We start from the raw sequence: 26,794 nt of genomic DNA on the forward strand, positions 1-26,794 counted from the left end.
TTAGTTTTTCTCTAATAGCTAACTGCGAAATCTAGCAAGGTTGGAATAATTTTCATGTCTTCTAATTATTTTGTTTCTATTATTGGTGTGATTGCTGAACTAGGAAATCAAGAACTTTTAGCTTCTTTAGAGCAAGCTATTCTTTTGAGTCAAACTCAGTTACAGGAGTTTGCTTCGGAGTCAGAATTTCAGGAAAAAATGGTGGTTCCTTTTGGAAATTATTCACAAAATTTGACAAAACTTTCTAATTTACAGTTAGCTTGGTCTGAGGGTGATTTTAGTAGTTTTCCTACTATTGAGGTGCGTTATCAATCTGAGTTAAATGGAGCAGTGGGAGCTTATAGTGCCTCTAATGGGGTGATCTATCTTGCTTATAAATATCTACAGCAAGTTCGTAGTGTTGAAGGGTTAGCAAGGTTATTTTTAGAAGAATATGGTCATCATGTAGATGTTTTGCTGAATGGTAGTGAAGACAGTGAGGGAGATGAAGGGGCTATTTTTTCGGCGTTGGTAATGGGTGAAGATTTATCAACTGAAGGGTTGGCACAGTTGAAAGCAGAAGATGATCACGGGGTGGTAAATATTGACGGGGAGATGGTTGCGGTAGAAATGGCGACGTTTACGGGAACTGCGGGCGATGATAATATTACGGGGACGGCAGAGAATGATGTGATTGACGGGTTGGGGGGAAATGATACCTTAGATGGTGCGGGGGGTAGTAATACCATTAGAGGGGGAGATGGAGACGATGTTATTATTAATATTTTTGGAAGTGTTAATGGAGGAGAAGGAAACGATACCCTCAACCTTGACTACACCAATGCAACTCATCCTAATTTCGTCAATGGATTTGGGATTGATAATCCCTCTAATACTCAAATCTTCACCCGTTCTGGCAATTTATTTCTTCTAAGTTATGCCAACTTTGAACAAATTAATATTACGGGTACAAGTTTAAACGATGTTCTTACAGGAATTGATCGTAGTGGCAATTCTTCTTTGAATGGTGGTCAAGGAAATGACACTCTCAGGGGAGAAGCAGGAGATGTTCTTGATGGTGGTGCAGGGGAAGATAGCCTTGATCTTAACCTCAGTAACGCAACCAATACAATTAACTGGACATTAGATTTAAGCAATACTGATTCTCAACTGCAAGGAGATAGTAATACTCAAGCCAAAAATTTTGAACTGATTGGTTCAATTACCACAGGAGATGGCGATGACAATATAATTTTGAGTGGAGAAGACGATGCTGTCACCATCAACACTGGATTAGGAAATGATACTGTTACCCTCATTCATGATGGTGGCGTTATTACTGGAAGTGTTAATGGAGGAGAAGGAAACGATACCCTCAACCTTGACTACACCAATGCAACTCATCCTAATTTCGTCAATGGATTTGGGATTGATAATCCCTCTAATACTCAAATCTTCACCCGTTCTGGCAATTCATTTCTTCTAAGTTACTCTAACTTTGAACAATTAAATATTACAGGAACAAACTTAAATGATGATTTACGAGGCTTTGCTGGCAACGATACTTTAAATGGAGGAGAAGGTAATGATGCTTTAAACGGTGGTGACGGAAACGATCGCATTTCTGGGGTAAACGCAGGCAATGCTTTACCTGGAATTAACGAAATTGATCGCTTAACAGGGGGAATAGGCGCAGATGCTTTTATTTTAGGGGACATTGCTAACCCTTACTATGATGATGACAACAATACCACATCAGGCTTAACCGATTATGCCCTAATTACGGATCTTAATGTTGTTGAAGATACCATACAACTTAACGGGACAACAGCAGATTATTCTCTCGTGGATACCACCATTGGTAGCATTTCAGGCACAGGTATCTATCTCAACAAACCTAATGGTGAACCTAACGAATTAATTGCTTTATTACAGGGCATTACAGGACTCGATATTAACTCAAATGTCTTCGTTTTTGTCGATGAAAATAATGAAGCACCGACAGATATTTCCCTAAGCAATAACAATGTTGATGAAAATGAACCCATTAACACGACAGTAGGAACGTTCACCACTACAGATCCCGATACTGGGGAAACATTTACTTATAGTTTAGTTTCAGGAACGGGAGATACTGATAATAACTTATTTACCATTGATGGGAATACTTTAAAAACCAACAGTATCTTTGATTTTGAAGCACAAAATAGTTACAGTATTCGGGTACAAACGAGAGATTCCGCTAACAATACTTATTCGGAAGCTTTCACTATCAATATTAATGATTTAGTAGACGAATTAATTATTAATCTGAATGAAACACCTCAAAGTAAACCCCTTCAAACCTATGGTGATGCTTCTGTCAATAATGGTAACTCTCTGCCTCAAGATACTTCACAAGCTGTGGTCACTTATCTCGATAATGGGAATCAAGTCCAACTTAATAACAATGCTTGGAAATCTTGGGATTTAGGTAACTACAACATTACTGACAATACAGTGTTAACCTTCCAATTTCGCAGTGATAGTGAAGGAGAAATACAAGGAATTGGTTTTGATAATAATGACAATGTTTTTGATACTCCTAACACTTTATTCCAACTGTTTGGAACCCAAACCTGGAACGTCAGTAATCAAACCTTCAATAATTATAGCAATTCCCATAGTCATGAGGTACAGTAGCAGCAATGAGTAAACCAGTTACGAATATCTTGTTTGGTAACTTGTAACATAGCTGATGTAATACCTTCTATTAGGTCTTTATAGTTTCTTGCTTTGATTTTTCTCAAAATAGCTTTGACTTTTGACCAGAAATTTTCAATCGGAGAAAATTCAGGAGAATAAGGAGGTAGGTAAATTACATTAGCCCCGACTTTTTCAATAGATTCTTTGACCATTTCTCCCAGATGAATTCTAGCATTATCCATAACAACACAAGCATCTTTCCATAGCTTTGGTACTAATTCTGTGAGGATAAAAGCTTCAAATGTAATTCCGTCTACTGACCCGTAAATATTCTTTGTTGCCAGAACTTTATCTAAGGATAATGCACTAATAATAGAAATATTTTTGCCTCGCTTCTGGGGTTTTTCTCCCCTAGCTCTCGTGCCTTTTAGCGACCTAGCGTATAGTCTCAGCATTGCTAAATTCACTCCTGATTCGTCTATAAAAATTAAATTATTTGTCTTTACATCTCGAATGGTTTCCCAAAACTTCACTCTTTTTTGATGGACTTTTTCATTGTCTTTTTCAGGTGCATATAAAGTTTTTTTTGACACTATAATTCAATCTTTGGCTGATTCTTCCCATTGTGGTTTTTTTGACTTGCACTCCTGTTTCTTTATAGAGTAACTCACATAATTCTTCGAGAGTTGCATCATTATTTTTTTCCATGATTTCCACTAAAATAACCAATTGCTCACTATTAAGCTTAGGAGATGGGCTTCCTCCTTGCGGTAAAGGTCTAATATCTCCAGTTTGTTGATATTGTTTAAGCAATTTTTGAATAAAGCTTTTCGCTACTCCAAAACGCTTAGCTAGATTCCTGATAGAGAGGTTTTCTTTTTTCCACACTTCTATGATTTTTTCTCTAAAGTCTATAGAATAAGGCTTCATTTTTTAGTACATCAGTAATAGATATTACAATCTATAATGTACCTCATGAGTCAGGGAAATGCTATATATTTTTTAATTAATTTTTGAATAAAACTTTTCGATACTCCAAAGTGTTGAGCTAGTTTTCTTATAGAAATTTTCTCTTTTTTCCAAATTTCTATAATCTTATTTCTTAGGTCTATTGAGTAAGGTCTCATTTTTTAAGCGATCGCATAATATAGTTTCTCCCTTAGTGTACCTCATGGGTATGGGAAATGCTATATAATTCTGCTGATGGTTGGAAAACTTATACCATTAATGTAGGGGATTATTTTACGGGAAGTTACAATCGTTTAATCTTCATGAATGATAATGATACTCCTAATAATTTAGGCAGTTCGAGTCAGTTTCGTAATCTTGTTTTAAGCGAAACCACACCGCCACCAACAACCAATCAACTGAATTTAACCATTAATGGAACAACCATTAGTAAATCTCTTCAAACCTATGGTGATGCTTCTATTTTAAATGGTAATAATTTACCGCAAGATACCTCAGAAGCAACTGTCACTTATCTCGATAATGGAAATCAAGTTCAAGTTGAAAATAATGCTTGGAAATCCTGGGATTTAGGTAACTATAACATTACCAGTGATACGGTTTTAACCTTTGAATTTCGTAGCGATAGTGAAGGAGAAATACAAGGAATTGGTTTTGATAATAATGACAACGTATTTGATAATACCAATACTCTCTTTCAACTGTTTGGAACACAAACCTTTGGTAATCAAACCTTCAATAATTACAATACGGTTGAGGGTTGGAAAAGTTACACGATTAATGTAGGAGACTATTTTACAGGAACCTATAATCATTTAGTGTTCATGAATGATAACGATACTCCTAATAATTTAGGCAGTTCTAGTCAGTTTCGGAACATCATTTTATCGGAAAATACACCTCCACCTCCTACGAATAATCCACCCGTTGCTAACAACGATTCTTACACCACTGATGAAGCGACAATTCTTAATGAAAACTTCGTAATTAATGATGAAGATACAGATAATGATCCATTAATCATCACTCAAATTAATGGTTCAATCTTTACAGAAGGTAATCCCATTACTTTATCATCAGGTGCATTATTAACCATTAATAATGATCAAACATTCAGCTATAATCCTAATAGTCAGTTTGATTATTTATTAGCAGGAGAAACAGCAACCGATACCTTTACTTATACTATCAGTGATGGACAAGATAGTGATAATGGTACTGTTACTGTAACAATTAATGGTCTATCTTCGCCACCAACCACCAATCAACTTAACCTAACTATTAACGGAACCAATCAAAGTAAATCCCTTCAAACCTACGGTGATGCGTCTGTTTTAAATGGTAATAATTTACCGCAAGATACCCCAGAAGCAACTGTTACTTATCTTGATAATGGAAATCAAGTTGAAGTTGAAAATAATGCTTGGAAATCTTGGGATTTAGGTAACTATAACATTACCAGTGATACGGTTTTAACCTTTGAATTCCGTAGCGATAGTGAAGGAGAAATACAAGGAATTGGTTTTGATAATAATGACAACGTATTTGATAATACCAATACTCTCTTTCAACTGTTTGGAACACAAAGCTTTGGCAATCAAACTTTCAATAATTACAATACGGTTGAGGGTTGGAAAAGTTATACCATTAATGTCGGAGACTTTTTAACAGGAACCTATAACCGTTTAGTGTTCATGAATGATAACGATACTCCTAATAATTTAGGCAGTTCTAGTCAGTTTCGTAATTTAATTTTATCAGAAAATACACCCCCACCTCCTACTAATCAACTCAACCTAACCATTAACGGAACAACCATTAGTAAATCTCTTCAAACCTATGGTGATGCTTCTGTTTTAAATGGTAACAATTTACCGCAAGATACCTCAGAAGCAACTGTCACTTATCTCGATCATGGAAATCAAGTAAAAGTTGAAAATAATGCTTGGAAATCTTGGGACTTAGGCAACTATAATATTACAGCCAATACCCGTCTAAGTTTCCAATTCCGTAGCGTAGATGAAGGGGAAATACAAGGAATTGGTTTTGATAATGATGATGATTTGTTTAATAATACTAATACCCTCTTTCAATTGTATGGAACCCAAACCTTTGCTAATCAAGCATTCAATGATTATCAAGGATTAAATGATTCCCAAGCCGTTAATGGTTGGAAAGATTATTCTATTAATCTTGGTCAATATTTTACGGGCAATTTTGACCGTTTAGTCTTTATGAATGATAATGATACAATTAACAATTTGGGCAGTTCTAGTCAATTCCGAAATCTTGTTTTATCCGAAGTGACATAGTTAGTAAGGTAGGCAATGCCTACCCTACCGATAGAATTACCAATGCCAAACTTGTTCATAATTATCAAACAATTTAGGCAATTCTTTAAAAGATATTTTCTCAATTCCTCCTAATAATTTATCTTCAGGAATCCCTCGTTTAGAAATATCTTCACTAATTGCATAAACTTTAATGCCTTTGTCAAGACATTGTTGCAAATCGTCATCAAGTTTAGCAGGAAAACTTTGTTTCCATTCACCAAAAGACAGCCCTTCGATAACTTGACCTTTAACAGCGTAATTAACCGCATTTGCTCGTAAGACAATATCAACGTCACCGCCAATGGTTTCTAACACTTGAATAAACCAAACCACGGGATCATCTTGTTCTTCAATGGTGCAACGATAAGCGGACTGAATCACTTGTAATACTTTCATATTTGCTCCTTATTTTGTGCCAATAACTAAGGTTCCGTTTGCTTCTTTAGACCATTCCCAAAAATCTTTAGGTGCGCCACGACGACAGCCTTCTACCGCATCATTAACTCCTCTTTCATCGACGCAAAGCCCACAATTAACCCATTCTAATTCACAACCTTTATTTTTTGCTTTATCAAATAAAGCTGTGATCCAATCTTTAGTTAAAGGGTGATTTTCTTCGTCAAAAGTACGACCATGAACACTATTGGCATGGGGTTTTTGATGGGCAAAGGCTAAAGAAACACCCCCTTCATAGGTAAATACTTTAACATCGTATCCCTTTTCTAAAGCAGCATCAATCATACGAAAAGCTGTGGTGGTTCTGGCCTGTTCAAAAGGTCCGTCCATCAACAAAAAACTTAAAACTGTCTTACTCATTTTTTTAAATTCTCCTATTAATTATAACCACATCATTTTTTGTCCTTGACTCATGGCATCCACGATAGATGCAACGTTAGAAACTTCTATTTTAGTTCCTAACTCTGTGGTATCAATGCCTCGTTCATCTAAGGAAAATTCGTCCGCCAATAACTTGACTTTTTCCAGACTTGTTAATCCTTGAGACGCTACAGTAGAACGGGCTGCTAATACACCATTTTCGATTAAAAATAAGGTAACTTCGTTACCAGCATCAGCGAGATCAGAGGCGAGATTATAATTATTATTTACCTCTGGATAATCAAAGGGACTTTGTGATTCAATTAGGAAATATTTAGCCATTGATTGCTAGATTGTAACTGATTTGAGGAGTGATCATCGTTCATCTCAGAGTGAGATAATTAAGAACATTTCTTGTTCTCAAAATTATTGAAGTCTAGGGTTATCACGATACTTTCTTCAGACCGGCGACTTCTCCTACAACCCTATCACTAACTTTAAGGATAAGTGTTAATATTTCCAAATTACTCAAGCTTTGCTCATAATTTTTGTGATGGTTTGCTACAATTGAGATGTCTTACGGAGGTTGATTCCCTAGATGTTAAACACCTTGAGCTTATTTAGCAGCAAGGTCGTCTAGAAAATCTTAAAAGACAATCGATGTTAATAGAGTAAAGATAATAAGCAGTATTCACTGTCATAATTTAGGGAAATGGTCTGATATCTCTAGCCTTCGGCAGCCAAACTCTAATTCAATGGATCTTCTCTATTAAGCGCAATTGATTCTAGGTGGTGTGAGATGTTAGAACGTTTTTTATTAGCTAGTACGGTAACGTGGCTGCTTTATATATCATTGCAATTAGGCCAGTCTCCCATGACTCCTAACACAATGAATCAAACAGCGACTCATGTTCCCGTTGAACAGTCAGAAACCCCTTCTCATGATCCTAACTTTGGCGATTTTACCGTTGCTCAAAAATAAGGATTATGCTTGAAGCCTAAAATGCTTATACTTACCTCACACACCAAAAATTTTACAACAGAATAACAGGGGCAAACTTTTGTTTGCCCCTTAATTAATGACAAAAAAGATGAGTGATTCTCTCTAAAGGATTTTATTAGCTTTTGCTTTAATATAAGGTTTACAGTCATAAGGCTGTATTCCCATATCTTGATAGTCGTCTTTAGCCGGACTAAAAATTTTAGCAAAGCCTTCTGCCAAATACTGGACAAATTCTTGTAAGATATTATTCAGTTTCATACCATCTGCCTCCAAACTTCATTAAATGAATTATGAATTTGTTTACTACTTTTCAATTCAAAGAGAGTAAAATTTTCCTCCTCTCTATTCCGATTATGTAATAAGATGATTAATGTTTAGCTATGTTAGTAATAAATATTTAATTTTCTTTATAATACTTTGCTAACCATGAGGGATCATTTGAACTTGTATAAAGAAATATGTCTTGTCGATAAACTATAGTGAAAATACCTATTAATTATTATCCCATTTTTCAGAAATTTGGCAACAGTTTTGAGTAAAGATTATCTTTTAAAGGCGATCGCAAAAATAACCCTAAGTATTCCCAGTATTATTTTAACCAAGGAAGCGCAACAGCCAAAAATAAGCTCTTAAAGTCCATAAATTTAAAAAATTTTGAGCAAATATACTAAACAAAAGTAAAGCAATGTAAAGCTGGTCTTGACAAAATAAACAAAATACCAGTTAACAATTTAGATTAAGCAGAAAGAGAGTTGCCGATAGTTTGTTCATTAAACCGAGTCACTCCCTGACGAACAAGATGACAAAAATGAGCAATGGGAGGAATGTTAATGCGATCGCTAGTTGAAACTAAAACCACTTGACGGGTTAAAAGTGTAGGAGATTTTTGATTAAATTCATCAGAAATAGGGGCTAAAGAACGAACAGTTAAGCTATTATCTTTTTTGGTTTCAATTAATGCCGTTTCTGGTAATAATGCAATAATTTCTCCTTGTCTAACCACTCCACGAAACGCATCTAATGTATTCAATTCCATCACTGCATTAATACTTAAATTATGAATAGAACACCATTCTTGTAGTAATCTTTGCATTCCATAACCATCTTTAAACACGACTTGAGGATACTTAATCAACTCTGTATGAGGAACCTGATCATAGTCAGTTAACGGATGATTAACGGACATTAAAACATCAATTTTTTCTTCATATAATAAATCGACAGTCATCTCAGGGCTAGTGGTCAAAAAACGATTATTCATGACGATCGCAATATCCACTAAACCATCTCGTAATACCTTTAAGGCGCGATCGCTGCCTAACGCGGTGACTCGTAACTGGACTTGAGGATAATCTAAACAAAATTGTTGTAATATTGGGGGCAAAAAATGGGAGCAAACCGAATGAATGGCGGCCACACATAATTCTGGTTGTTTTCCTGCTTGTAAATCTTTAATTTCTTGCCCAACCGTTGCCCATTCTTGACAAATTTTTTTCGCCCTTGGCAACAATTTTTCCCCGGCTACCGTCAATTTAGCCTGAGTGGAGCGATGAAACAATAATGCTCCTAAATTCCCTTCTAGGGCCTGTATTTGTCGGCTAATGGTCGATTGAGTGATACCACACTGACTCGCTGCCTGGCCAAAACTGCCCGTGTCTGCGATCGCTAAAAATGCTTGTAGTTGCTCAATTCGCATTGATAAGGCTGTGAATATCTTATTTATCTTAACCTTATCTTATTTTTGCTATCGATTTCGTAGAAATTGATACTAAACTAATTAATAATTAACAATTAATAGTTTTTTGACATGGAGTTTTTGTCTTGGTTAATGGTCTTTCTCGGAGGAGGTTTAGGTAGTTGTGGACGTTATTTAATTAGTAAAATCATTAATGAACAAATTGATATAATGTTTCCTTGGGGAACATTGACGGTTAATTTAATTGGTTGTTTAGTGATTGGTGTAATCATTGGTTTAATTGAAAGATTTCCCATTCATCCTTATTGGGGACTATTATTAGTGACAGGCTTTTGTGGAGGGTTTACAACGTTTTCATCTTTTTCTTTAGAAAATAATTTATTATTAAGAAATCAAGAATATTGTTTATTATTCATTTATACATTTATGAGTTTATTGTGGGGTTTTGCTGGCACTTTTATCGGTTTAATGGTAGTAAAAAAGATTTAAAATTTCGAGCAGAGAGAGGGCGATCACAGAAAAAGCAATATAATAGAATTGAAGAATTCACAAAATAGGTATTGTTATGGTTAAAACAACTGATAGATTACAGGAAATTAAAAACAGTATTTTAGAGACTCAAGAGAGATTACAAGGGTTTGAAGAAAAATATAAAATTTCGACAGAAGAATTTCTTAATCACTTTGAAACTGAGCAATTAGAACATCAATTAAATATGGATTTTGATGAATGGATGGGAGAAGCTTGGATGTTAGATAAGTTACAAAATAAGTATCAAGAATTACAAGAAATAGAGTTATGCTACTTGAAGATTATTTTATCAAAATTCAGCAAATTATTAACTCTAACCAGTTAATTCAATCCCACAATATAATTTATCAAAGACGAGATCAATTTTTAGGTTATATTAAAGGTAAAATTCAGTTTCTCAATAAATGTTGTCTTTATCTAACTGAATACATTGAAGTAGAATATAAAATTAATCGGGGCAAATATTCATATCAATACATGAATGAAAAGAATAAGTTGATTTTTCGGTATGATAACGCACCTCATCATCAAAAAAAAAGTTAAATTTATACAGCTTTCCTCACCATAAACAGGATGGAAGTGAAGATAATATTATTGCGTCAAATGTACCTAAACTATCTGATATTTTACAAGAAATTTAAAACACAATGATCCTGTAGGAATTTAAACCTCTTAAATCATGTAAAAACTATACCTCATTATTTTAGCTTTTTCTGAGTTTTTTTCCTTTTATCAGCGAACAGTCACTAAGCCATTAAGTAACTATTCGCTGTTCATTAATTTAAGCTGCTTAAGCGAGCATTTTTATAATAATGACTTAAAATTTGATGATAAGGAATACCTTGTTCAGCTAGGTAATGGGTTCCCCATTGACTTAAACCGATACCATGACCATAACCTCTTCCTTGAATCGTAAAAGTTCCATTATTATTGGAGACAGTAAATAGGGTACTTTTAAGCTTTAATGCCTTGCGGAGTTGATCATCCGTAATACGACGAGATCCGGCACTACCTACGACTTTTAAAGTAATAATTCGTCCGTGAGGTGTGGTTTTTTCCGGAACGAGCGATCGCACTGAACCCACACTGCCAATGAGACGGCCCATTTCCCAAGCACTAAAAGACCGACTCCATTGAAACACAGGGGCTGTTTGATCGTAATCTACCACACCCCGTAAATAAGGTAAGGGAGAACTCCAAACGTCCTCAACGTTTTCTGTATGACCTCCAGAAGAGGAATGAAAGGCGGATAAAATCACTTTACCGTCATAAGTCAAAACTTGCCCTAAAGTGGCTTTAACTGCGTCGTGGGTAGTCACAAACTCAGTTTCTAACCCTTTATACACTTGGGTGTTTGTGGTGGTATCCAAGTCATAATAACGGTTACTAGCCTTAGAAGCTTGGTAGAGGGCATAGGTACGAGCAACCACTGCTTGAGATTTTAGGGCTTCTTGGGGCCAAGTGGGATAAGCTTCAGCCCCGACGACACTGTATAAATACTCTTCGATATCCACTAAATTAAGGGCTGTTACCCCACTACCTTGACGGATAACCCGAACTTTTCCCCGATACCAGCGATCGCCGATCCAAACCACTCCGTCATCTTTTGGTTCAATAATCAGATAACTAGAGTTCCATTGATTGAGATTAACACCACTGCCTCTCGGTTTAACCGTAAAGCCATCCAGTGCAGCTAAATTTCCAATTGGCCGTCCTCCAGCATCTCTAACAATAGCGGGGGTTGAACTGCCTACTTGTACTGCGCTAACACCTTTTTTCACAGCAATACGCAGTTCTTTGGTTGCTTGTGCCGGTAAACAAAGAATAAGCCAAATTAACCCAATTAATCCACCATATCGTCCTAAGATTAGCCAAAATGTCTGGGTAATTTTCCTTTGAGTATTGACTTTATTCTGCGCTGTCATTACTATTTTCCTCACACACCTTTATCGATAGAAAAATCTTATCGCATCTTAGATGATTTTGGGGTGGGCTAAGGGGTTTAAAAAATTATAATATCTAAAAAATATGTAATAGTTTTAAAAGGGTGTAAAGCATTTGACTACTTTTTGATAAAGGAACCAGAATTAAAAGCAAGGTTAAACCAAATAAGCTAAATAGCGTAAAAAGTAAGAAAATTTCACCAAAAGAAATGATTTTTGCTGTTTGCTTTTTTTGATGATAAGCTACCCATACTTTGCTTCGTGTTTTGACGTTTAAAGCTGCGACTGATGCTTTAAATGTCTGTTTTTCCTTAGTATGAGGAGGGATATATTCGATGATGGGATAACTATTTTTGCTAAAACCTCCGTCATGGTTTCTGGTAATGCTTTTATCGACACCAATAACTTTGCCTTCAATGGGGATAGACTTTTGCAAAAATTGATAGTTATACACTCCGAAGCAAACGCTAGTTACTAGAAAAATCAAACAGAGAAGAGTTAGAAGCCAATTCATCATTAGAGTTGCCAATAAAACAACAACCAGAATGAACCAATTAAGCGATCGCCTAAAGGCCTTTTATGCCACTCTTTTAATGTAATTAGATGACTTTTTTCAAAAGCTTTAATAAAAAATGCCTCAACTTGAGCAGCAAAGTCAGAATTTTTAAGAGACAAATTTAATTCATCATTTTGAAAAAAGCTACGAGGATCAAAGTTAGCACTCCCGAAACTAACCCATTGATCATCAACTAAAATCATTTTTGCATGAATCATACTGGGTTGATATTCATAAATCGGTATTTCTCCCTTGAATAATTTATCATAACGTTCGCGGGCAACTTTACGGACAAAAGGTTTATCACAATGTTTGCCCATAGTGAGAATTTTAACATCAACGCCTCTTGCTTTGGCATCCCGTAACATTCGACAAGAATTAGAATTAGGTAAAAAGTAAGGAGTTGCGATCCAAAGTCTTTGTGTTGAACCTAAAATTAAGGTTTGAAATAGAGAACGAATAGATGAATCTTTATAACTAGGATAATCATTAGCTGTGACCAATATTTTGGGCAAATTTTCTTCTTTTTGCTGAGAGGGAATATCAACAAAATTGATCACTCCTTTGGTATCTAACCAATGCTGCCAAAAAAAGCCAGAAAGTCTTGTTAAGACATTACCTTCTATAGCTATTTCATAATCTAACCAAGGTTCTTGATCTCCAATTTCTGGCCAACCATCCCACCGATCAGAAATTCCTGCACCTCCAATTAGCGCAATTTTATTATCAACAATTAATAGTTTACGGTGATTTCGTCTTAAATTCTTTAGAGGATTTCGCCACTGAAATTTATTAAATTTCCACACTTCTATCCCTTCCTTTTTAAAATTATTCCAGTAAGAATCTGGCATAGATTTAACACCATAATTATCCACCACCAATTGAACTTTTACCCCTGTTTTAGCTTTATTAATAATGGCTTGGGCAAATTCATCAGCGCGATTTCCTGGGGTCATGATATAGGTTTCAAGTTGGATAAACTCTTCAGCTTTTTCGATAGCTTTTAGTCTAGCTGAGTAAATTTCGTTTGCTCCTACCCAAAAGTTAATAATATTACCTGAGACAATAAATGAATCAGAAAAATTAGCTACAGTCAAGCCAAAATACTCTGAGTCTGATGGTGGAAAATTCTCGAAATAATAGTTTTTTTCAGGTTGAAAATAGCCTTGCAAATATAAACTTACTAAAATAACAATAATAATGATGCACAGAATCTGAATAATAATGACCATATTTAGTCCTATTAATTAAAATGGGATCTTAACACAGTTAAGATCCCACTTGTATATAGTTTCGTTAAGTTTTTATTGATTATTTAAAGAGGTACAATTGCCGAGATTAGCTGATGTTACATAACCACTAACAGGACTTTCAATGGGAACCCAACCATCGTAACCTTCATTGGCAATAGAAACTTGATTATTTTGCTCTAATTTTCCAATTATATCTCCCATAGGTTTTGATCTAACAGGAACATCAGGTGACATAACTTGACGACAATTACTACCGGATACTGTAGAAACATTTCCTTCTCTAATTGAAGTGGGAAGGTTAGCAGTATTCTCGCAATTGGTTAAATATTGAGACGCAACATAACCATTGATAGGATATTCAATGGGAACCCAACCATTGAACCCTTCATTGGCAATCATAACTTGTTGTTCATCTGTTAACTGTCCAACGATTTCACCGTTTGGTTTTTGTCTAACTAATAATTGATCCCTATTCACTTGTCGACAGTTACTTCCTGAAACTGTAGTAGGGTTTGCTGCTGTTGGGTTATCATAATCACTAGGCTGATTACTAGAGCTATCACCAGCACAATATGTTAAATTACCTGCATCAACATATCCGGCAATAGGATAACTGATTTGTACCCATCCATCTTCAACTTCATCTATAATATAAACTTGATCCGCATTTTCTAAACGACCCACAATCAAGCCAGTAGGTGCATTTCTAACATTAATAGATGTATCAGAGTTTACTTGCCGACAAGTTTTGTTTTGACTTATTAATATTGGCTTTGTTTCTAACGCTTTCAGGGGATTAACTAAACTTTGGGTTAGTAAAAGTGGTAGTATACTAGCGAAAGCTGATAATTTTCTTAATATCATTAGTTGTTACCTCGTAACTATTATAAAGCTATAAATCTGTTTACTTTTTTAATAAATTTTTGAATTATTTAACTCTTGTTAACTCCAGCGATAAGAGCCATTTCTATAACATAAAGCGTGGCTCTTATGGTGGTTTTTTTATCGTCTGCATTTCTTCTATACTTAGATACTTTATTATCTTTTTAAACATTATGTGCAATAAAAATATCTGTTTTTTATAATCCAGACTTACTCACAAAATTACTAAAAACTAGCTAAAAAAACATCTGTCGCAAGATAGACCTAATTGAAGTATATCCAAAGAAATAGATAACTTGTTTATACTATTAATAACAATCTATCCTTTGAGAGACGTACTATGAGGATTGTTTTATGTAGAATCTTTGATAGGTAAATTAAATTATTTATCTATCATAAATTTAAGAGGCACGAAATACCATGAGTACAGAAGATAGAGTGGATGCGACTATGAAAAATCTTGAGGGAAAAGCTCAGGAAATGGTCGGAGAAGTTACAGGCGATCCTGAAGACAAAGCAGAAGGAAAAATGAAGCAAGCAGAAGCAGAAGCAAAACATTCTGTGGAAGATGCTAAAGAGAAAGTCAAGCAAGCTATTGACTAATAGATAAATAATTTGATTATTATCAAAGAGAGGAAAACTAACTTATAATCTTCTTTTCTTTGATAAAAGTTTTGTTTATCGAGTTCCATCTACATTCATCACTTCTGCAATACGCAATAATTAATTGTAATTATGACAATTCAATCTATGTTATCGAAAATCAATCGAGTATTAGCTATTTTATTATTAGTTTCTGGACTCTTTCTAGGAACACTAACTTATAATGTTCCTTCCTCTTATGCTGTTACTAACCAATATCTAGCAGTTAACAGCGCTGGAGCAGAAGGAATTGTTGATCAAATAAAAGGTAAAGCCCAAGAAGATGCAGGAACTGTTCAAAAGAAAGTGGGCGACGACTTAGAGGATAATATTGAAGGAACAACTAACCAAGTTAAAGGCCGTGCTAAACAAGACATTGGCAGAACAAAAAGAGGGGTCGAAGAAGCTAAATCTAATATAGAAGAAACTTCTGATAATGTTGTTGATGCAGTTAAGGATTTCTTTGGTTCTTAATATTGTTGATAAAGTAGAAAATCTTAATACTAAGGTTTTCTACTTTGTTTATATTTTAGACTTTTTCTAAGAACTTTTCTATTTGTTCGGTTAATCCTGGACTTTGAGCTTCAGCAAACTCGTAACTCGCACGAATAATAGGTTTATTAACCTGAATTAATTCTCCTAAGTTGCTGGGGGTTGCTGCCACTACGACATCAACTTCTGCTTGATTAATAGTTGTTTCTAATGCCTTTAATTGTTCGGAAAAGTAACCCATGGCCGGCAAAACAGACCCAATATGGGGATAGGTTTCGTAAATTTTGCTAATTTCAGGAACCGCATAGGGGCGAGGATCGACAATTTCTTTAGCCTGTGCGCGAGTGGCTGCGATATAACCGGCCCCATAAGCCATTCCTCCATGAGTCGTAGTCGGTCCATCTTCTACCACTAAAACACGGCGATCGCGAACTGATTCGGGTTGGTCTAAAAAAATAGGAGATTTTCCTCGAATAATTAACGCTTTGGGGTTCACCTGCTGCACTGTTTCCTTAACCTTTTGAATATTGGCATCTTCTGCTGCATCTACCTTGGCAATGATGACAATATCAGCCATCCTTAATACTACCTCTCCTGGATGGTGGGTAGTTTCGTCCCCAGTCCGCAAAGGATCGACTAAAACCAGGTGTAAGTCGGGACAAATAAAGGGAAAATCGTTATTTCCTCCGTCCCAGAGAATAATATCGGCTTCTTGTTGAGCTTGTTTGACAATTTTTTTGTAATCTACCCCTGCATAAACGATGTTACCAACATTAATATGGGGTTCGTATTCTTCCCGTTCTTCTACGGTACAATTAGCTTGAGTTAAGTCATCGAGGGTTGCAAATCTTTGCACCGCTTGTTTTTCCAAGTCTCCGTAGGGCATGGGATGACGAATCACTGCTACAGTTAAACCCTTTTTTTGCAATAATTTGGATAACCACCGGCTTGTTTGAGATTTTCCGCACCCTGTTCGTACTGCGGACACAGCAATGACGGGAACAGTTGCCTTTAACATGGTTTGTTGTGGGCCGAGTAATAAAAAGTCAGTCCCTGAAGCCAACGCGCGAGAGGCAAGGTGCATCACTTGACGGTGAGTTACATCGCTATAAGCAAAAATGACTTGATCAATCTCTTTTTCTTGGCAGAGGCTATCTAGTTCCGTTTCATCCACGATAGGGATACCGTCAGGATAAAGAGGACCAGCTAAGGAAGGAGGATAAAAGCGGTTAGCAATGCCCGATATTTGGGCTGCGGTGAAAGCCACCACTTGCACGTTTGAATTATGACGATAAACTTGGTTAAAATTATGAAAGTCTCGTCCTGCTGCCCCCATAATGATGATGCGAGTTTGCGCACCGCCATGCGGATCTCTTCGAGATCGCTCTGATTTCATTTTTTTAGCCTCCGATTATCAATAATTTGATGGTAATTAATATTAGTTTTGTAAAAAAACAATACTTTTTTACTAACAGCAACTCAATCAAGTTCACGAATAGTTTATAATCTATAAACCTGATCTTTTTATTATAACAAATTTTTTATTTTTAATTCTATTATTTGCAAAAGATTAATAACTTAATTACCAAGAAAATTATGACAAAATTGTAAAAAAACGTTACAGTATAAACAGATTAAAAAGACTGTTGGGGAGAGAACAGCGAATGATAGAACTGTATCAATTTGAGGTTTCTCAGTATTCTGAGAAAGTGCGTTTAATTCTTGACTATAAAGGCTTAGAATATCGTAAAATAGAAGTTACCCCAGGAGTGGGTCAAATGGATCTTTATAAAATGTCAGGACAGCGACAAGTTCCTGTTTTAAAAGATGGGGATACTATCATTGCTGACTCAACTGATATCGCCTTTTATTTAGATAGAAAATATCCAGAAAAGCCTATTATTCCTACCGATCCCGTTAAAAGAGGACAATGTTTATTAATCGAAGAATGGGCAGATGAATCCATCGGAACCAAAGGAAGAATTGCTTTAATTGGTGCTTTAAACCAAAACCCAAACTTTCGGACTTCGGTGTTACCAAAAGAAGTTCCTGATTTTTTAAAAACGTTAATTGGTGCGGTTCCTGGAGATGTGTTAAGTGCATTAGGGACTGGTGTTGGTTTTGGTCCGGATGCGGTAAAAGAAGCAACAAAAGCCCTCAAACAAGACTTAGAAGCTCTTAGTCTTATCTTAGAACATCAACCCTATTTAGTGGGGGATGAAATCACGTTAGCGGATCTAGCGGTTGCCGGATTAAGTATTATTTTAAAGCAACCAGCAGGGGATTATTTAGACATTCCTGATACCCTAAAAGGAAAAGGTATTCCTGGGTTAGCGGATAACACCACTTATGATGCTTTCTTCTTATGGCGCGATCGCTTATATATGGACTATAGAAAACCCCTTTCTTTTAAACCCTCTTCAGGGGACTCTCCCACTACCATAGATATAGAGTAGTTGAAACAGTGAACAGTGACTGGTTATTTAACCTTCACCACCCTTAAATATTTGTTGTTAGTTATTTAGGAACAAAACATCATGAAAACATCAGACAAACAATTTGAAGTTAATAAAAGCGAACAAGAATGGAAAGAAACGTTAACCCAAGAACAGTTTAACGTTTTACGAAAACATGGCACCGAAAGAGCCGGAACCAGTCCCCTAGATAAAGAATATGGAGAAGGGGTTTATAAATGCGCTGCTTGCGGACAACCTTTATTTACCTCTGAAACTAAATACGATAGTGGTACGGGGTGGCCAAGCTTCTATAAACCCATCGAGGGTGCCATTGAAACCTCAGTGGATCGTTCCTTATTTATGACCAGAACCGAGGTACATTGTAGTCGTTGCGGTAGTCATTTAGGTCATGTCTTTCCTGATGGACCCAAACCCACGGGACAACGCTATTGTATGAATGGGGTTTCTTTGGATTTTAATTCAGAAACCGAGGAATAATTAATAGTAGGGTGGGCAATGCCCACCTTACAATTTCCATCAAAAGAAATAAACCTACAGACTAGAAAGTACGTCTTTCGCTGCAGCCAAAGTCTTCTCAATATCTTCTGAGGTATGGGCTAAAGAGGTAAAACCAGCTTCAAACTGAGAAGGAGCCAGATAAACACCCTTTTCTAACATCCCGCGATGAAAACGCCCAAATTTAGCTAAATCAGACTTTTTCGCATCATCGTAGCTTCGTACCGGTCCTTCTGTGAAGAATAGACCGAACATTGCACCGATATGGCCACCACATACCTTATGACCAGCATCATTAGCTATCTTTAATAAGCCTTCGCTTAACTGTTTAGTGATTTCTTCTAATTGGTCATAGGTTCCTGGTTTTTGCAGTAATTCCAGGGTTTTGATGCCTGCAGTCATAGCCAAGGGATTACCAGATAGGGTTCCTGCTTGATACATCGGACCTGCCGGAGCAACCATTGACATAATATCTTTACGGCCACCATAAGCCCCGACAGGTAAACCACCGCCGATGACTTTGCCCAATGTGGTTAAGTCGGGAGTCACTCCAAATTTTTCTTGAGCCCCACCATAGGAGAGACGGAAACCTGTCATGACTTCATCAAATACTAACAAAGCACCGTTTTCTTGAGTTAATTCGCGTAATCCTTGTAAAAATCCGCCATCTGGCACAACAAAACCAGAATTACCGACTACAGGCTCTAAAATAACTCCTGCAATCTCATCAGGATTTTCTTTGAAGAGAGCTTTGACTGCTTCTAAATCGTTGTAAGGGGCGGTTAAGGTGTTAGCAGTAGTGGTTTTGGGAACCCCAGGAGAGTCTGGTAAACCGAGGGTAGCAACGCCAGACCCCGCTTTAACCAGGAACATATCTGCATGGCCATGATAACAGCCTTCAAATTTGATGATTTTGTCTCGGCCTGTAAACGCCCGCATTAACCGTAACACTGACATACAAGCTTCGGTACCGGAGTTAACAAACCGAACCATTTCGATGCTAGGAACCGCATCAATGACCATTTCTGCTAAAACATTCTCTAATAAACAAGGTGCGCCGAAACTGGTTCCTTTGTCTAAAGCATTATGAAGGGCCCCAATAACATCAGGATGAGCATGGCCACAAATCGCCGGACCCCAGGTTCCCACATAATCAATGTATTGGTTGCCGTCTACGTCCCAAATATAAGCCCCTTTGACGTGATCAAAGACGATAGGTTGCCCTCCAACGGACTTGAACGCCCTCACGGGAGAACTTACGCCCCCTGGCATTAATTTTTGAGCAGCAGAAAAAATGTCTTCTGACTTTGTGGTTTTCAATGATGTTGTACTAACCAAATTAATCTCCTTATTGTTCGTGACGTACTTCTGATGAGGTTTCTATAGGACACAATGGGGGCTTTTTTGTCTATAAATGAGGTTAGATGATCCCCTTAGTGCATCAAGTATGGTCTGTTCTGCGTCCCCAAAAAACCGTCTTTAACCGTCTCTGTTGAGAGGATGCAAGCTATATCTATTTAAAATGTGTCTATCCCCCTTCTTTTGGCTTGACATCTCAGTTGTGTATCGACTTTTGATGATTCTGTCGAAATGTCTAGGATTCTTTTTCTTTTGGGACTAAAGATCAAATCCTTATTGGTTTTATTATACGATGATGGTTGCTTTTTTATCCTCTTTTCACCATCTGATCTCCTTAAGTTTTTCTTCCCAGTTGTTTGTGGTGTCGATTGTCTTAACATAACTCATTTCGTGTTGATTAAAATCTTGGGCGTTGTTTTGTTGTTGTTGCAATAAGTTGGCGGTTGCATCAGAAATGTCTCCTTGGCGGTTTGAGAGGCGATCGCTTAAAATCTCTAATGGTGCGTGACAATACAAAATTGTCAAGGAAATGTTATTTTTTTTAGCTATTTCTATTACAGTTTCTCTCCATTGATGACGATCAAATTTAGCGTCTAAAATCACTGAAAATCCTTCTTTTACAATTATTTCCCCTAAATATATCAAAGTTTCGTAAGTTTTTTTATTCATTTCTTCACTATAAAGTTCACTGTCTCCAGTTTCATCTAAGGGAATATTTCCTATGTGTTTTCGGACAGCATCAGAGCGAATTAGAATTCCATTTATTTGTTGAGCAAGATATTTTGCTATAGTAGTTTTTCCTGATCCTGATAACCCTGACATCAGGATAATTTTTCCTTGATGTTGTTGGGTATATTTCCAGGCTAAATGATAATAATTTTTAGCTTCTTCTTGGGCTTTTTTATGTTCTTCATCAGAAATATTAGCATCATCAAGTACCATCGAATTAACTTTTGCTCTAACATAAGCTTGACGGGAAAGATAAACGGGTAATACTTGTAATCCTTGCCAATCTCCCGTATATTCTAAATAAGTATTGAGGAAAATATTACTAAAGTCTTGGCGGTTTCTGGCATCTAAGTCCATGACAGTAAATGCTACATCAAACATCACATCAACGTAGCGAAATTCCTCATTAAATTCAATGCGATCAAATAACTGTATTTTATTATTCCATAGGCAAACATTTTTTAAGTGTAAGTCGCCGTGACATTCTCTTATTTTATCTGCTTGTTGTCGTTGTTTAAAATAGCTTTGTTTGAGTTCAAAATAGCGATCAGTAAACTGTTTTGTTTCTTTATATTGTTTCTCTGTTTGAGCAATACCGATATATTTTTCTGTTCTTTCATAATTTTCATCAATAGACTTTTTAATAACTTCTATATCACCAAAACCACGAATATAATCATTTGTTATTGTGTTTTTGTGAAACTCTGAAACTACTTTTCCTAAGTCTTCTAAGTGATATTTTTCTAGTTTTCCTGCTTTAAATAGATTGATAAATAAACAATCTTGAGGAAACTGATTCATTTTGAGAACATAATCGATAATTTCTCCTTTTCCTCCTATATTGACTTGATTATTGTCTAGAGTAATGGGTAAAACTTCTAGATAAATATCAGGAGCGATCGCTTGATTCATGGTCAACTCTTGATTTAAAAAATGTTGACGCTTTTCGAGAGTCGAATAGTCCAAAAAACCAAAATCAACAGGCTTTTTTATTTTATAAGCATAGTTTCCTGTTAAGAAAATAGCTGACGCATGGGTTTGAATTACTTTGATTGAATTTTGTACAGTATGGGAATAACTATTCGGATTTTGTAGTTGTTTAATAAGGTTTGAAATATCCATAATTCTTTCTTTAGCTTACTCTAATATAATCAGAAAATTGAAATGTTTGTAGTTGTTTTAATTGATCAGTAACTTCCCTTTATAAATACTTTGGAAGAATGCGATCGCAAACAAATAACGTGCCACTTCCTACACAAAAAGGAATAGTAATTAAGTTGATAAAAGGAACACTAATCAATAATAAACAAATAATAGCAAACCCTGCACTTGCTGGAAAACATTTCCAAACGAGGTTAACTTTTTTTCTAAATTTTAGTCGTCTTCTTTCTAATGCACCATCAAAAAAGTCTAAACAGATAATTGTTCCTGTAATTGTAATACCGCCTACTGTAGAAATAATTGCACCAATAACAGGAAGAAAACTCAACAAAAAGATTGAGACAGCGCAACCCAAAATTAAGACTATTTTTTTTAATTCAAATAAAATTGCTCGCCAAATATCTCGAACCATTCCCACTTCTACGATTTCTACTTTATTAGTTCTTATTTTCTCTATTTTTTCTGATAAATTACCGTACCAAGGGGCAGCCAAAAGTACACCGAATTGAACTAAAATAAACCCCGTTAAAATTAATAATAATAAGCTTAAAATAATTCTAATTAACCAACCTAAAATTATCACAACATAATCCAAACTATTCAACCAAGTTGGAAGATCAGCTAATAGTAAGTCAAGGCGATTAATGAGACTATTCGTTAACAGTTGGGTAACTTGCCAACCAAAGAAAAATAAACCAATATAAAGAAAAACTCCGATAACAATATTAACTAAAATAGGAACAATAATATAAGATAAGAGACCAGGATTAGACTTAAATAGTCGTAATAAACGAAAAGGATAACTCATTCCCGAAAGAAAACCGAAACCTGTGAGAATTTGTAACATAATTATTTTTTATTTTGTTTCACAGGAATATTGTGTAAGTACAATCAATTATAAAATAGTATTGAGAAAAGAACGAAAAACTTATTTAATTAATCAGTAGGAAACAAACTTCACTCAACTGGGTGAACCAGTTAAGCGAGGTAACATCAAGGTTGTCCACGTTAGGGTAAAAGTAAGTTAATTGAATTGGTGTGAATCTAAAAAACAATTATGACTACTACTAACATTGAACTACAAGAACGTATCGACGAAGCTATCAAAGAAGCGCGTAAACTATCTTCTGAAGGCAAGACGACACAAGCAGCAGAAGCCTGGGATGAAGTAGAAGAACTCTTTGCCGAAGCGTCTCATAAAAAACAGCGTACGAACTTCCAACAATATTGTCAAGACAATCCCGACGCAAAAGAATGCAGAATTTATGACGTATAATCCTTTACAGTGAACAGTAATTGATAACTGGTTCAAGGATTGACAATTTTCGGCACAAAAACCCCTAAACTTTGGGGAATAACTCGAAAAACAGCAGGGGTTCCTGTCACAATTTCCCCATCTGTATTAATTTCTTGGACTTTGCGGGTATTAATTTCAAAGTGTTCCCCTTCTAGAGTCCTTACCCAATGTAAGTCTCCATGTTGTCCTTGGGGAAGTCGCCATAAAAGAGGAAAAATTTGCCACCAATATTGCAATTCTAAACTGTATAAATCTAATCTTTGATCATCGATAGTTGCATCTTCTGCTACTGCCATTCCTCCCCCATAAAACCGTCCATTTCCTACTGCAATTTGGATGGTTTTTACGTCAATTCGTTCCCCATTCATAATAATACGGGCGTGAAAAGGGCGAGTTTGACTCATCACTTGTAAAGCTGTCATCGCATAAGCTAAAACACCCCAACGACGTTTGGCCCCTTTGGATAATTTTTCTGTAATATCCACACTTAATCCTAAACTGGCCACGTTGAAAAAGTATTTCCCATTAACCCAACCGAGATCAATATATTTAAGATGTCCCTCTGCAATCACCTGACACGCTTGAGGAATACCAAAAGGAATTTTGAGGGTACGGGCTAAATCATTGGCTGTTCCTAGGGGTAAAATGCCTAAAGGAAGGTGCATATCCATTAAACTATCAACCACCCCGTTAAGGGTTCCGTCCCCTCCTCCCACAATGACGAGATCAACTTTGTGGCCATGTTGGCGTACCAGTCGGGGTAATTCTTCAGAGGATTTGATAGGAGCAACAATTAATTCAAAACCCAGATCGTTAAGAATATCCACCGCTTGGGCAAAACTATGTTGACCCCTGCGGGAGTGGCGGTTAATTAAAAGGAGGGCCTTCTTTGTCATAATAGGATTCGTTTATGACCAATAATTATCCAGATAACAGGAGCAAAAACCTGGCTATCATAAGCAAAAAGTTTTTGGCGCGAGGTATATAACCTTGTGACAAAAACAACTTCTGTGCGATAGCGCCGGAACGGAGTGAGGAACTTCTGACTTCTGTGCGATAGCGCCGGAGCGTAGCGAGGAACTTCTGACTTAGTTACTCGTTAGCTTAGCGTGTTTACCACGTCTTTTCCTAAAATATCCTGATTTAATTTACCACTGCGATAGCCTTCTAAATCAAGGGTGACATAGATAAATCCTAATTTTTGCAATTTAGCGACTAATTTATCTAAATCTGTGGTCGCGACAAACTCTTTAATCTTTTCAGGGGGTAATTCAATTCTCGCAGTATCTTTTTGAGACCGAACCCTTAAGTTATGATAACCTAAGTTTCGTAGGTAAATTTCAGCCCGTCCCACTCGTTGTAACTTTTCGATAGTAATCTCTTCACCATAAGGAAAACGGGAACTTAAGCAAGGTTGTGCCGGTTTATCCCACCAGGATAACCCTAATGCTTGGGACAGTTGACGGACTTCTAATTTAGTGATCCCCACTTCTGCTAAAGGCGATCGCGCGCTCCTCTCTTTGGCTGCTTGAATACCAGGCCGATAGTCTTGTAAGTCGTCGGCGTTGACTCCATCCACAACGTAGGGATAACCTCGTTTCAAGGCTAAGGGTTTGAGAGTATCATGCAGTTCACTTTTACAAAAATAACACCGATTGATAGGGTTTGAGGTGTAATTAGGGTTATCCATTTCATGGGTATTGACCAACTCATGGGGAATACCGATGGTTGCTGCTTGAATTTTTGCGTCTTCTAATTCTTCGGGGAGTAAAGACGGGGAAACGGCAGTTACAGCTAAAGCGCGATCGCCCAAGACATCATAGGCTACTTTAGCCACTAAGGTACTATCAATTCCTCCAGAATAGGCAATTAATGCCCTTTCCATTTCTGCAAATATTGTTTTTAATTGGTTTAGTTTATCCGTCAGCATTTAATTTTAAGATCATCTTTTAAGCTCTTACTGTCATTTTAGCAAATCAGGTAATCATCCCTAAACAATGATAGGGTTTAACCACTGTTAACCCCTACTATCTGTATGACGAAAAAACTTAATTAATTGCGGAAATATTTATTAATAACTGTCATTTATATCAACTAATAGTAGATCAAGTTTGATTTCAAACAACTGAGTCAAAGAAAGATTAGAATTAGAAACTAGATAAAGCTAATTTTTGACTTCTCTAAGGGGTAATTCTAAAGTAAAACAACTCCCTTTGCCATATTCTGATTGCAAGGTAAGGTCTCCTTGATGAAGTTGAGCAAGTTTCTTCGATAATGCTAACCCTAACCCTGTCCCTTTATGCTTGCGACTGAGGTTACTATGAATTTGTTGAAAAGGTTGAAATAATTTCTGTTGATCTTCTTCTTTAATTCCAATACCAGTATCAACTACACAAAAAGTAAGCAAACAGTCGATTTTGTCAACTTCTAAAGTCACTGAACCTTTTTCTGTAAATTTAATGGCATTAGAAAGCAAATTAATCAGAATTTGTTTGATTTTTCTTTGATCAACTTTACAAAAATCAACTTGATCACTTAACTTTAAAAGGAGGTTTAGATTTTGTTCATCTGCTTTGGGTTGAACCATCGATATTGCTGCTAAACAAATATCTTCAACTGCAACAGTTTCTAAAAATAATTCTTCTTTATTAGCTTCAATTTTTGAGAGATCCAAAAAGTCATTAACTAATGCTAATAAATGTTCTCCTGATATCCTAATTCCATTAACATACTGTTTTTGCTTGTCATTTAAAGTTCCATAAATTTCTTCTCTTAACATCTTAGAAAATCCTAAAATCCCTGCTAGAGGAGTCCTCAATTCGTGACTAACATGGGAAAGATAATCGCTTTTATGATCGCTATAAGATTGCAATTTCTGATTATCTGATTGAATTTTATCTAATTTTTCTATTAATTGAATTTGTTGAATAGCAATAGCAATTTGATGAGTCACAATTTCTAAGCTACCTATTTCTTCTGGGCTAAAGTTTCTCTCAGATTGTTCAGTTTGTAAAATCAAATAACCAAAAAATTTCTGACTTATATATAAAGGAAGACTTAGAAGACAACAGTGAAATTGACGAAATTGATAAATTTGATGTTGATGCTTACAATTAACTAAAGGAAACCATTGCTGATAAATAAAGCTTTCCAGCCACTTTTGATCTCTGACTCCCCAACTCTTGTAAATTTGGCACACTGATGATTCTATGCTTAACAAAACCACATTATCAATGTAGTATGCTTCCCCAATGAGTGCTAATACATCAACAATTTTTTCTTTAAGATCAAGATCAGAGTTTAAGAGACAATAAATTTGTCGAATTAACTGTTGTGACCAATGTTGATGGTATACGGGTTTAGACATTGTTGTCTCTTGTGGAAAAATCTCTAAATATCGGTCGGTCGAAGTATACATCAGTCTTATTACTTTGTTTGATGATCGGACACATTGAGAGTTACCTGTGAAATCAAAGAATGGAAAGTCGTAAAGGAG

28 protein-coding genes are annotated in these 26,794 nt (G+C 36.1%); 11 read left to right on the forward strand and 17 right to left on the reverse strand.

Annotated features, from left to right (window positions below; genetic code table 11):
- Window positions 1-54: 54 nt before the first annotated feature.
- Window positions 55-2,661 carry a beta strand repeat-containing protein gene (locus CY0110_RS13280; protein ID WP_008275963.1) on the forward strand — a complete coding sequence of 869 codons (2,607 nt, stop codon included), beginning with the start codon at window positions 55-57 and terminating at the stop codon, window positions 2,659-2,661.
- On the opposite strand, the gene CY0110_RS29275 is transcribed toward CY0110_RS13280, so the two are convergent.
- A protein-coding gene (locus CY0110_RS29275) for an IS630 family transposase (protein ID WP_085961785.1) occupies window positions 2,646-3,594 on the reverse strand; the annotation gives its coding sequence in 2 pieces (ribosomal slippage) (window positions 2,646-3,255 and window positions 3,254-3,594; 951 coding nt in all). The genes CY0110_RS13280 and CY0110_RS29275 overlap by 16 nt on opposite strands.
- Before the next feature lie 254 nt (window positions 3,595-3,848).
- Here CY0110_RS29275 and CY0110_RS13300 point away from each other — a divergent pair.
- Window positions 3,849-5,945: an Ig-like domain-containing protein gene (locus tag CY0110_RS13300; protein ID WP_008275964.1), complete on the forward strand. Its 2,097-nt coding sequence runs from the start codon at window positions 3,849-3,851 to the stop codon at window positions 5,943-5,945.
- 36 nt (window positions 5,946-5,981) lie between these two features.
- On the opposite strand, the gene CY0110_RS13305 is transcribed toward CY0110_RS13300, so the two are convergent.
- From CY0110_RS13305 to CY0110_RS13315, 3 genes are read right to left on the reverse strand one after another with little or no spacing between them, the layout of a single operon-like run.
- Window positions 5,982-6,362, reverse strand: coding sequence for a DsrE family protein (locus CY0110_RS13305; RefSeq protein WP_008275965.1), 381 nt, complete (start codon window positions 6,360-6,362; stop codon window positions 5,982-5,984).
- A gap of 9 nt (window positions 6,363-6,371) precedes the next feature.
- On the reverse strand, window positions 6,372-6,782 hold the full coding sequence (locus tag CY0110_RS13310; protein ID WP_008275966.1) for a DsrE/DsrF/TusD sulfur relay family protein: 411 nt from the start codon (window positions 6,780-6,782) through the stop codon (window positions 6,372-6,374).
- 21 nt (window positions 6,783-6,803) lie between these two features.
- Window positions 6,804-7,124 (reverse strand): DsrE family protein, encoded by a 321-nt coding sequence (locus CY0110_RS13315; RefSeq protein ID WP_008275967.1) that lies wholly within the window; start codon window positions 7,122-7,124, stop codon window positions 6,804-6,806.
- Between the two features lie 457 nt (window positions 7,125-7,581).
- On the opposite strand from CY0110_RS13315, the gene CY0110_RS13320 reads away from it, so the two are divergent.
- Window positions 7,582-7,764, forward strand: a complete 183-nt coding sequence (locus CY0110_RS13320; protein WP_008275968.1) for a hypothetical protein — start codon at window positions 7,582-7,584, stop codon at window positions 7,762-7,764.
- 123 nt (window positions 7,765-7,887) lie between these two features.
- Here the strand turns inward: CY0110_RS13320 and CY0110_RS13325 are convergent, their stop codons facing one another.
- Both CY0110_RS13325 and CY0110_RS13330 read right to left on the reverse strand, forming a co-directional pair.
- Window positions 7,888-8,043, reverse strand: coding sequence for a hypothetical protein (locus CY0110_RS13325; RefSeq protein ID WP_008275969.1), 156 nt, complete (start codon window positions 8,041-8,043; stop codon window positions 7,888-7,890).
- Window positions 8,044-8,521: 478 nt separating this feature from the next.
- The gene (locus tag CY0110_RS13330) at window positions 8,522-9,481 is read right to left on the reverse strand and encodes a LysR family transcriptional regulator (protein WP_008275970.1); all 960 of its coding nucleotides are present in this window, start codon (window positions 9,479-9,481) and stop codon (window positions 8,522-8,524) included.
- A gap of 111 nt (window positions 9,482-9,592) precedes the next feature.
- On the opposite strand from CY0110_RS13330, the gene crcB reads away from it, so the two are divergent.
- The 3 genes from crcB (at window position 9,593) to CY0110_RS30895 (ending at window position 10,555) form a co-directional block, all read left to right on the forward strand.
- Window positions 9,593-9,970 (forward strand): fluoride efflux transporter CrcB, encoded by a 378-nt coding sequence (gene crcB, locus CY0110_RS13335; RefSeq protein ID WP_008275971.1) that lies wholly within the window; start codon window positions 9,593-9,595, stop codon window positions 9,968-9,970.
- A gap of 76 nt (window positions 9,971-10,046) precedes the next feature.
- On the forward strand, window positions 10,047-10,337 hold the full coding sequence (locus CY0110_RS13340; RefSeq protein WP_008275972.1) for a hypothetical protein: 291 nt from the start codon (window positions 10,047-10,049) through the stop codon (window positions 10,335-10,337).
- A complete protein-coding gene (locus CY0110_RS30895; RefSeq protein WP_232285719.1) occupies window positions 10,280-10,555 on the forward strand; it encodes a toxin-antitoxin system TumE family protein in 276 nt (91 codons plus the stop codon). Before CY0110_RS13340 ends, CY0110_RS30895 begins: the two co-directional genes overlap by 58 nt.
- A gap of 233 nt (window positions 10,556-10,788) precedes the next feature.
- Here the strand turns inward: CY0110_RS30895 and CY0110_RS13350 are convergent, their stop codons facing one another.
- From CY0110_RS13350 to CY0110_RS13365, 4 genes are all read right to left on the reverse strand, one after another.
- Window positions 10,789-11,937 (reverse strand): SpoIID/LytB domain-containing protein, encoded by a 1,149-nt coding sequence (locus tag CY0110_RS13350; RefSeq protein WP_008275973.1) that lies wholly within the window; start codon window positions 11,935-11,937, stop codon window positions 10,789-10,791.
- A 94-nt stretch (window positions 11,938-12,031) separates the two neighbouring features.
- Window positions 12,032-12,472, reverse strand: a complete 441-nt coding sequence (locus tag CY0110_RS13355) for a hypothetical protein (RefSeq protein ID WP_008275974.1) — start codon at window positions 12,470-12,472, stop codon at window positions 12,032-12,034.
- Window positions 12,472-13,743, reverse strand: coding sequence for a phospholipase D-like domain-containing protein (locus CY0110_RS13360; RefSeq protein WP_008275975.1), 1,272 nt, complete (start codon window positions 13,741-13,743; stop codon window positions 12,472-12,474). The genes CY0110_RS13355 and CY0110_RS13360 overlap by 1 nt, the downstream gene beginning before the upstream one ends.
- A 72-nt stretch (window positions 13,744-13,815) precedes the next feature.
- Entirely contained in the window at window positions 13,816-14,628 is an 813-nt protein-coding gene (locus CY0110_RS13365) for an SH3 domain-containing protein (protein ID WP_008275976.1), read from the reverse strand.
- Between the two features lie 438 nt (window positions 14,629-15,066).
- Between CY0110_RS13365 and CY0110_RS13370 the strand changes: the two genes are divergently transcribed.
- Window positions 15,067-15,249 (forward strand): CsbD family protein, encoded by a 183-nt coding sequence (locus CY0110_RS13370; protein WP_008275977.1) that lies wholly within the window; start codon window positions 15,067-15,069, stop codon window positions 15,247-15,249.
- A gap of 132 nt (window positions 15,250-15,381) precedes the next feature.
- Entirely contained in the window at window positions 15,382-15,762 is a 381-nt protein-coding gene (locus CY0110_RS13375) for a CsbD family protein (RefSeq protein WP_008275978.1), read from the forward strand.
- A 55-nt stretch (window positions 15,763-15,817) separates the two neighbouring features.
- Here the strand turns inward: CY0110_RS13375 and CY0110_RS13380 are convergent, their stop codons facing one another.
- On the reverse strand, window positions 15,818-17,176 hold the full coding sequence (locus CY0110_RS13380; RefSeq protein WP_008275979.1) for a cyclic 2,3-diphosphoglycerate synthase: 1,359 nt from the start codon (window positions 17,174-17,176) through the stop codon (window positions 15,818-15,820).
- 268 nt (window positions 17,177-17,444) lie between these two features.
- On the opposite strand from CY0110_RS13380, the gene CY0110_RS13385 reads away from it, so the two are divergent.
- A complete protein-coding gene (locus tag CY0110_RS13385) occupies window positions 17,445-18,236 on the forward strand; it encodes a glutathione S-transferase (protein WP_008275980.1) in 792 nt (263 codons plus the stop codon).
- Between the two features lie 81 nt (window positions 18,237-18,317).
- Complete coding sequence (gene msrB / locus CY0110_RS13390; protein ID WP_008275981.1) at window positions 18,318-18,734, forward strand: peptide-methionine (R)-S-oxide reductase MsrB; 417 nt, start codon at window positions 18,318-18,320, stop codon at window positions 18,732-18,734.
- Between the two features lie 54 nt (window positions 18,735-18,788).
- Here the strand turns inward: msrB and hemL are convergent, their stop codons facing one another.
- The 3 genes from hemL to CY0110_RS13405 all read right to left on the reverse strand — a co-directional run bounded on the left by hemL (window position 18,789) and on the right by CY0110_RS13405 (window position 22,848).
- Window positions 18,789-20,090 (reverse strand): glutamate-1-semialdehyde 2,1-aminomutase, encoded by a 1,302-nt coding sequence (gene hemL / locus CY0110_RS13395; RefSeq protein WP_035799368.1) that lies wholly within the window; start codon window positions 20,088-20,090, stop codon window positions 18,789-18,791.
- A gap of 339 nt (window positions 20,091-20,429) precedes the next feature.
- Complete coding sequence (locus CY0110_RS13400; protein ID WP_008275983.1) at window positions 20,430-21,962, reverse strand: bifunctional aminoglycoside phosphotransferase/ATP-binding protein; 1,533 nt, start codon at window positions 21,960-21,962, stop codon at window positions 20,430-20,432.
- A 79-nt stretch (window positions 21,963-22,041) separates the two neighbouring features.
- The gene (locus CY0110_RS13405; protein WP_008275984.1) at window positions 22,042-22,848 is read right to left on the reverse strand and encodes an EI24 domain-containing protein; all 807 of its coding nucleotides are present in this window, start codon (window positions 22,846-22,848) and stop codon (window positions 22,042-22,044) included.
- A 210-nt stretch (window positions 22,849-23,058) separates the two neighbouring features.
- On the opposite strand from CY0110_RS13405, the gene CY0110_RS13410 reads away from it, so the two are divergent.
- Complete coding sequence (locus CY0110_RS13410; RefSeq protein ID WP_008275985.1) at window positions 23,059-23,277, forward strand: Calvin cycle protein CP12; 219 nt, start codon at window positions 23,059-23,061, stop codon at window positions 23,275-23,277.
- A gap of 32 nt (window positions 23,278-23,309) precedes the next feature.
- On the opposite strand, the gene CY0110_RS13415 is transcribed toward CY0110_RS13410, so the two are convergent.
- The 3 genes from CY0110_RS13415 to CY0110_RS13425 all read right to left on the reverse strand — a co-directional run bounded on the left by CY0110_RS13415 (window position 23,310) and on the right by CY0110_RS13425 (window position 26,665).
- Window positions 23,310-24,194: a lipid kinase gene (locus CY0110_RS13415; RefSeq protein ID WP_008275986.1), complete on the reverse strand. Its 885-nt coding sequence runs from the start codon at window positions 24,192-24,194 to the stop codon at window positions 23,310-23,312.
- Between the two features lie 203 nt (window positions 24,195-24,397).
- A complete protein-coding gene (gene larE, locus CY0110_RS13420) occupies window positions 24,398-25,228 on the reverse strand; it encodes an ATP-dependent sacrificial sulfur transferase LarE (protein WP_008275987.1) in 831 nt (276 codons plus the stop codon).
- Window positions 25,229-25,462: 234 nt separating this feature from the next.
- Entirely contained in the window at window positions 25,463-26,665 is a 1,203-nt protein-coding gene (locus CY0110_RS13425; RefSeq protein ID WP_008275988.1) for a sensor histidine kinase, read from the reverse strand.
- Between the last annotated feature and the right edge of the window lie 129 nt (window positions 26,666-26,794).

The sequence above is a fragment of the Crocosphaera chwakensis CCY0110 genome, from assembly GCF_000169335.1.
Classification (GTDB): domain Bacteria; phylum Cyanobacteriota; class Cyanobacteriia; order Cyanobacteriales; family Microcystaceae; genus Crocosphaera; species Crocosphaera chwakensis.

Excerpts from the sequence above, each read along its gene's own strand:
- CY0110_RS13280 (WP_008275963.1), top strand. The coding sequence starts at position 55 with ATGTCTTCTAATTATTTTGTTTCTATTATTGGTGTGATTGCTGAACTA.
- CY0110_RS13300 (WP_008275964.1), top strand. The coding sequence starts at position 3,849 with ATGCTATATAATTCTGCTGATGGTTGGAAAACTTATACCATTAATGTA.
- CY0110_RS13305 (WP_008275965.1), bottom strand. The coding sequence starts at position 6,362 with ATGAAAGTATTACAAGTGATTCAGTCCGCTTATCGTTGCACCATTGAA.
- CY0110_RS13310 (WP_008275966.1), bottom strand. The coding sequence starts at position 6,782 with ATGAGTAAGACAGTTTTAAGTTTTTTGTTGATGGACGGACCTTTTGAA.
- CY0110_RS13315 (WP_008275967.1), bottom strand. The coding sequence starts at position 7,124 with ATGGCTAAATATTTCCTAATTGAATCACAAAGTCCCTTTGATTATCCA.
- CY0110_RS13320 (WP_008275968.1), top strand. The coding sequence starts at position 7,582 with ATGTTAGAACGTTTTTTATTAGCTAGTACGGTAACGTGGCTGCTTTAT.
- CY0110_RS13325 (WP_008275969.1), bottom strand. The coding sequence starts at position 8,043 with ATGAAACTGAATAATATCTTACAAGAATTTGTCCAGTATTTGGCAGAA.
- CY0110_RS13330 (WP_008275970.1), bottom strand. The coding sequence starts at position 9,481 with ATGCGAATTGAGCAACTACAAGCATTTTTAGCGATCGCAGACACGGGC.
- crcB (WP_008275971.1), top strand. The coding sequence starts at position 9,593 with ATGGAGTTTTTGTCTTGGTTAATGGTCTTTCTCGGAGGAGGTTTAGGT.
- CY0110_RS13340 (WP_008275972.1), top strand. The coding sequence starts at position 10,047 with ATGGTTAAAACAACTGATAGATTACAGGAAATTAAAAACAGTATTTTA.
- CY0110_RS30895 (WP_232285719.1), top strand. The coding sequence starts at position 10,280 with ATGCTACTTGAAGATTATTTTATCAAAATTCAGCAAATTATTAACTCT.
- CY0110_RS13350 (WP_008275973.1), bottom strand. The coding sequence starts at position 11,937 with ATGACAGCGCAGAATAAAGTCAATACTCAAAGGAAAATTACCCAGACA.
- CY0110_RS13355 (WP_008275974.1), bottom strand. The coding sequence starts at position 12,472 with ATGATGAATTGGCTTCTAACTCTTCTCTGTTTGATTTTTCTAGTAACT.
- CY0110_RS13360 (WP_008275975.1), bottom strand. The coding sequence starts at position 13,743 with ATGGTCATTATTATTCAGATTCTGTGCATCATTATTATTGTTATTTTA.
- CY0110_RS13365 (WP_008275976.1), bottom strand. The coding sequence starts at position 14,628 with ATGATATTAAGAAAATTATCAGCTTTCGCTAGTATACTACCACTTTTA.
- CY0110_RS13370 (WP_008275977.1), top strand. The coding sequence starts at position 15,067 with ATGAGTACAGAAGATAGAGTGGATGCGACTATGAAAAATCTTGAGGGA.
- CY0110_RS13375 (WP_008275978.1), top strand. The coding sequence starts at position 15,382 with ATGACAATTCAATCTATGTTATCGAAAATCAATCGAGTATTAGCTATT.
- CY0110_RS13380 (WP_008275979.1), bottom strand. The coding sequence starts at position 17,176 with ATGAAATCAGAGCGATCTCGAAGAGATCCGCATGGCGGTGCGCAAACT.
- CY0110_RS13385 (WP_008275980.1), top strand. The coding sequence starts at position 17,445 with ATGATAGAACTGTATCAATTTGAGGTTTCTCAGTATTCTGAGAAAGTG.
- msrB (WP_008275981.1), top strand. The coding sequence starts at position 18,318 with ATGAAAACATCAGACAAACAATTTGAAGTTAATAAAAGCGAACAAGAA.
- CY0110_RS13400 (WP_008275983.1), bottom strand. The coding sequence starts at position 21,962 with ATGGATATTTCAAACCTTATTAAACAACTACAAAATCCGAATAGTTAT.
- CY0110_RS13405 (WP_008275984.1), bottom strand. The coding sequence starts at position 22,848 with ATGTTACAAATTCTCACAGGTTTCGGTTTTCTTTCGGGAATGAGTTAT.
- CY0110_RS13410 (WP_008275985.1), top strand. The coding sequence starts at position 23,059 with ATGACTACTACTAACATTGAACTACAAGAACGTATCGACGAAGCTATC.
- CY0110_RS13415 (WP_008275986.1), bottom strand. The coding sequence starts at position 24,194 with ATGACAAAGAAGGCCCTCCTTTTAATTAACCGCCACTCCCGCAGGGGT.
- larE (WP_008275987.1), bottom strand. The coding sequence starts at position 25,228 with ATGCTGACGGATAAACTAAACCAATTAAAAACAATATTTGCAGAAATG.
- CY0110_RS13425 (WP_008275988.1), bottom strand. The coding sequence starts at position 26,665 with ATGTCTAAACCCGTATACCATCAACATTGGTCACAACAGTTAATTCGA.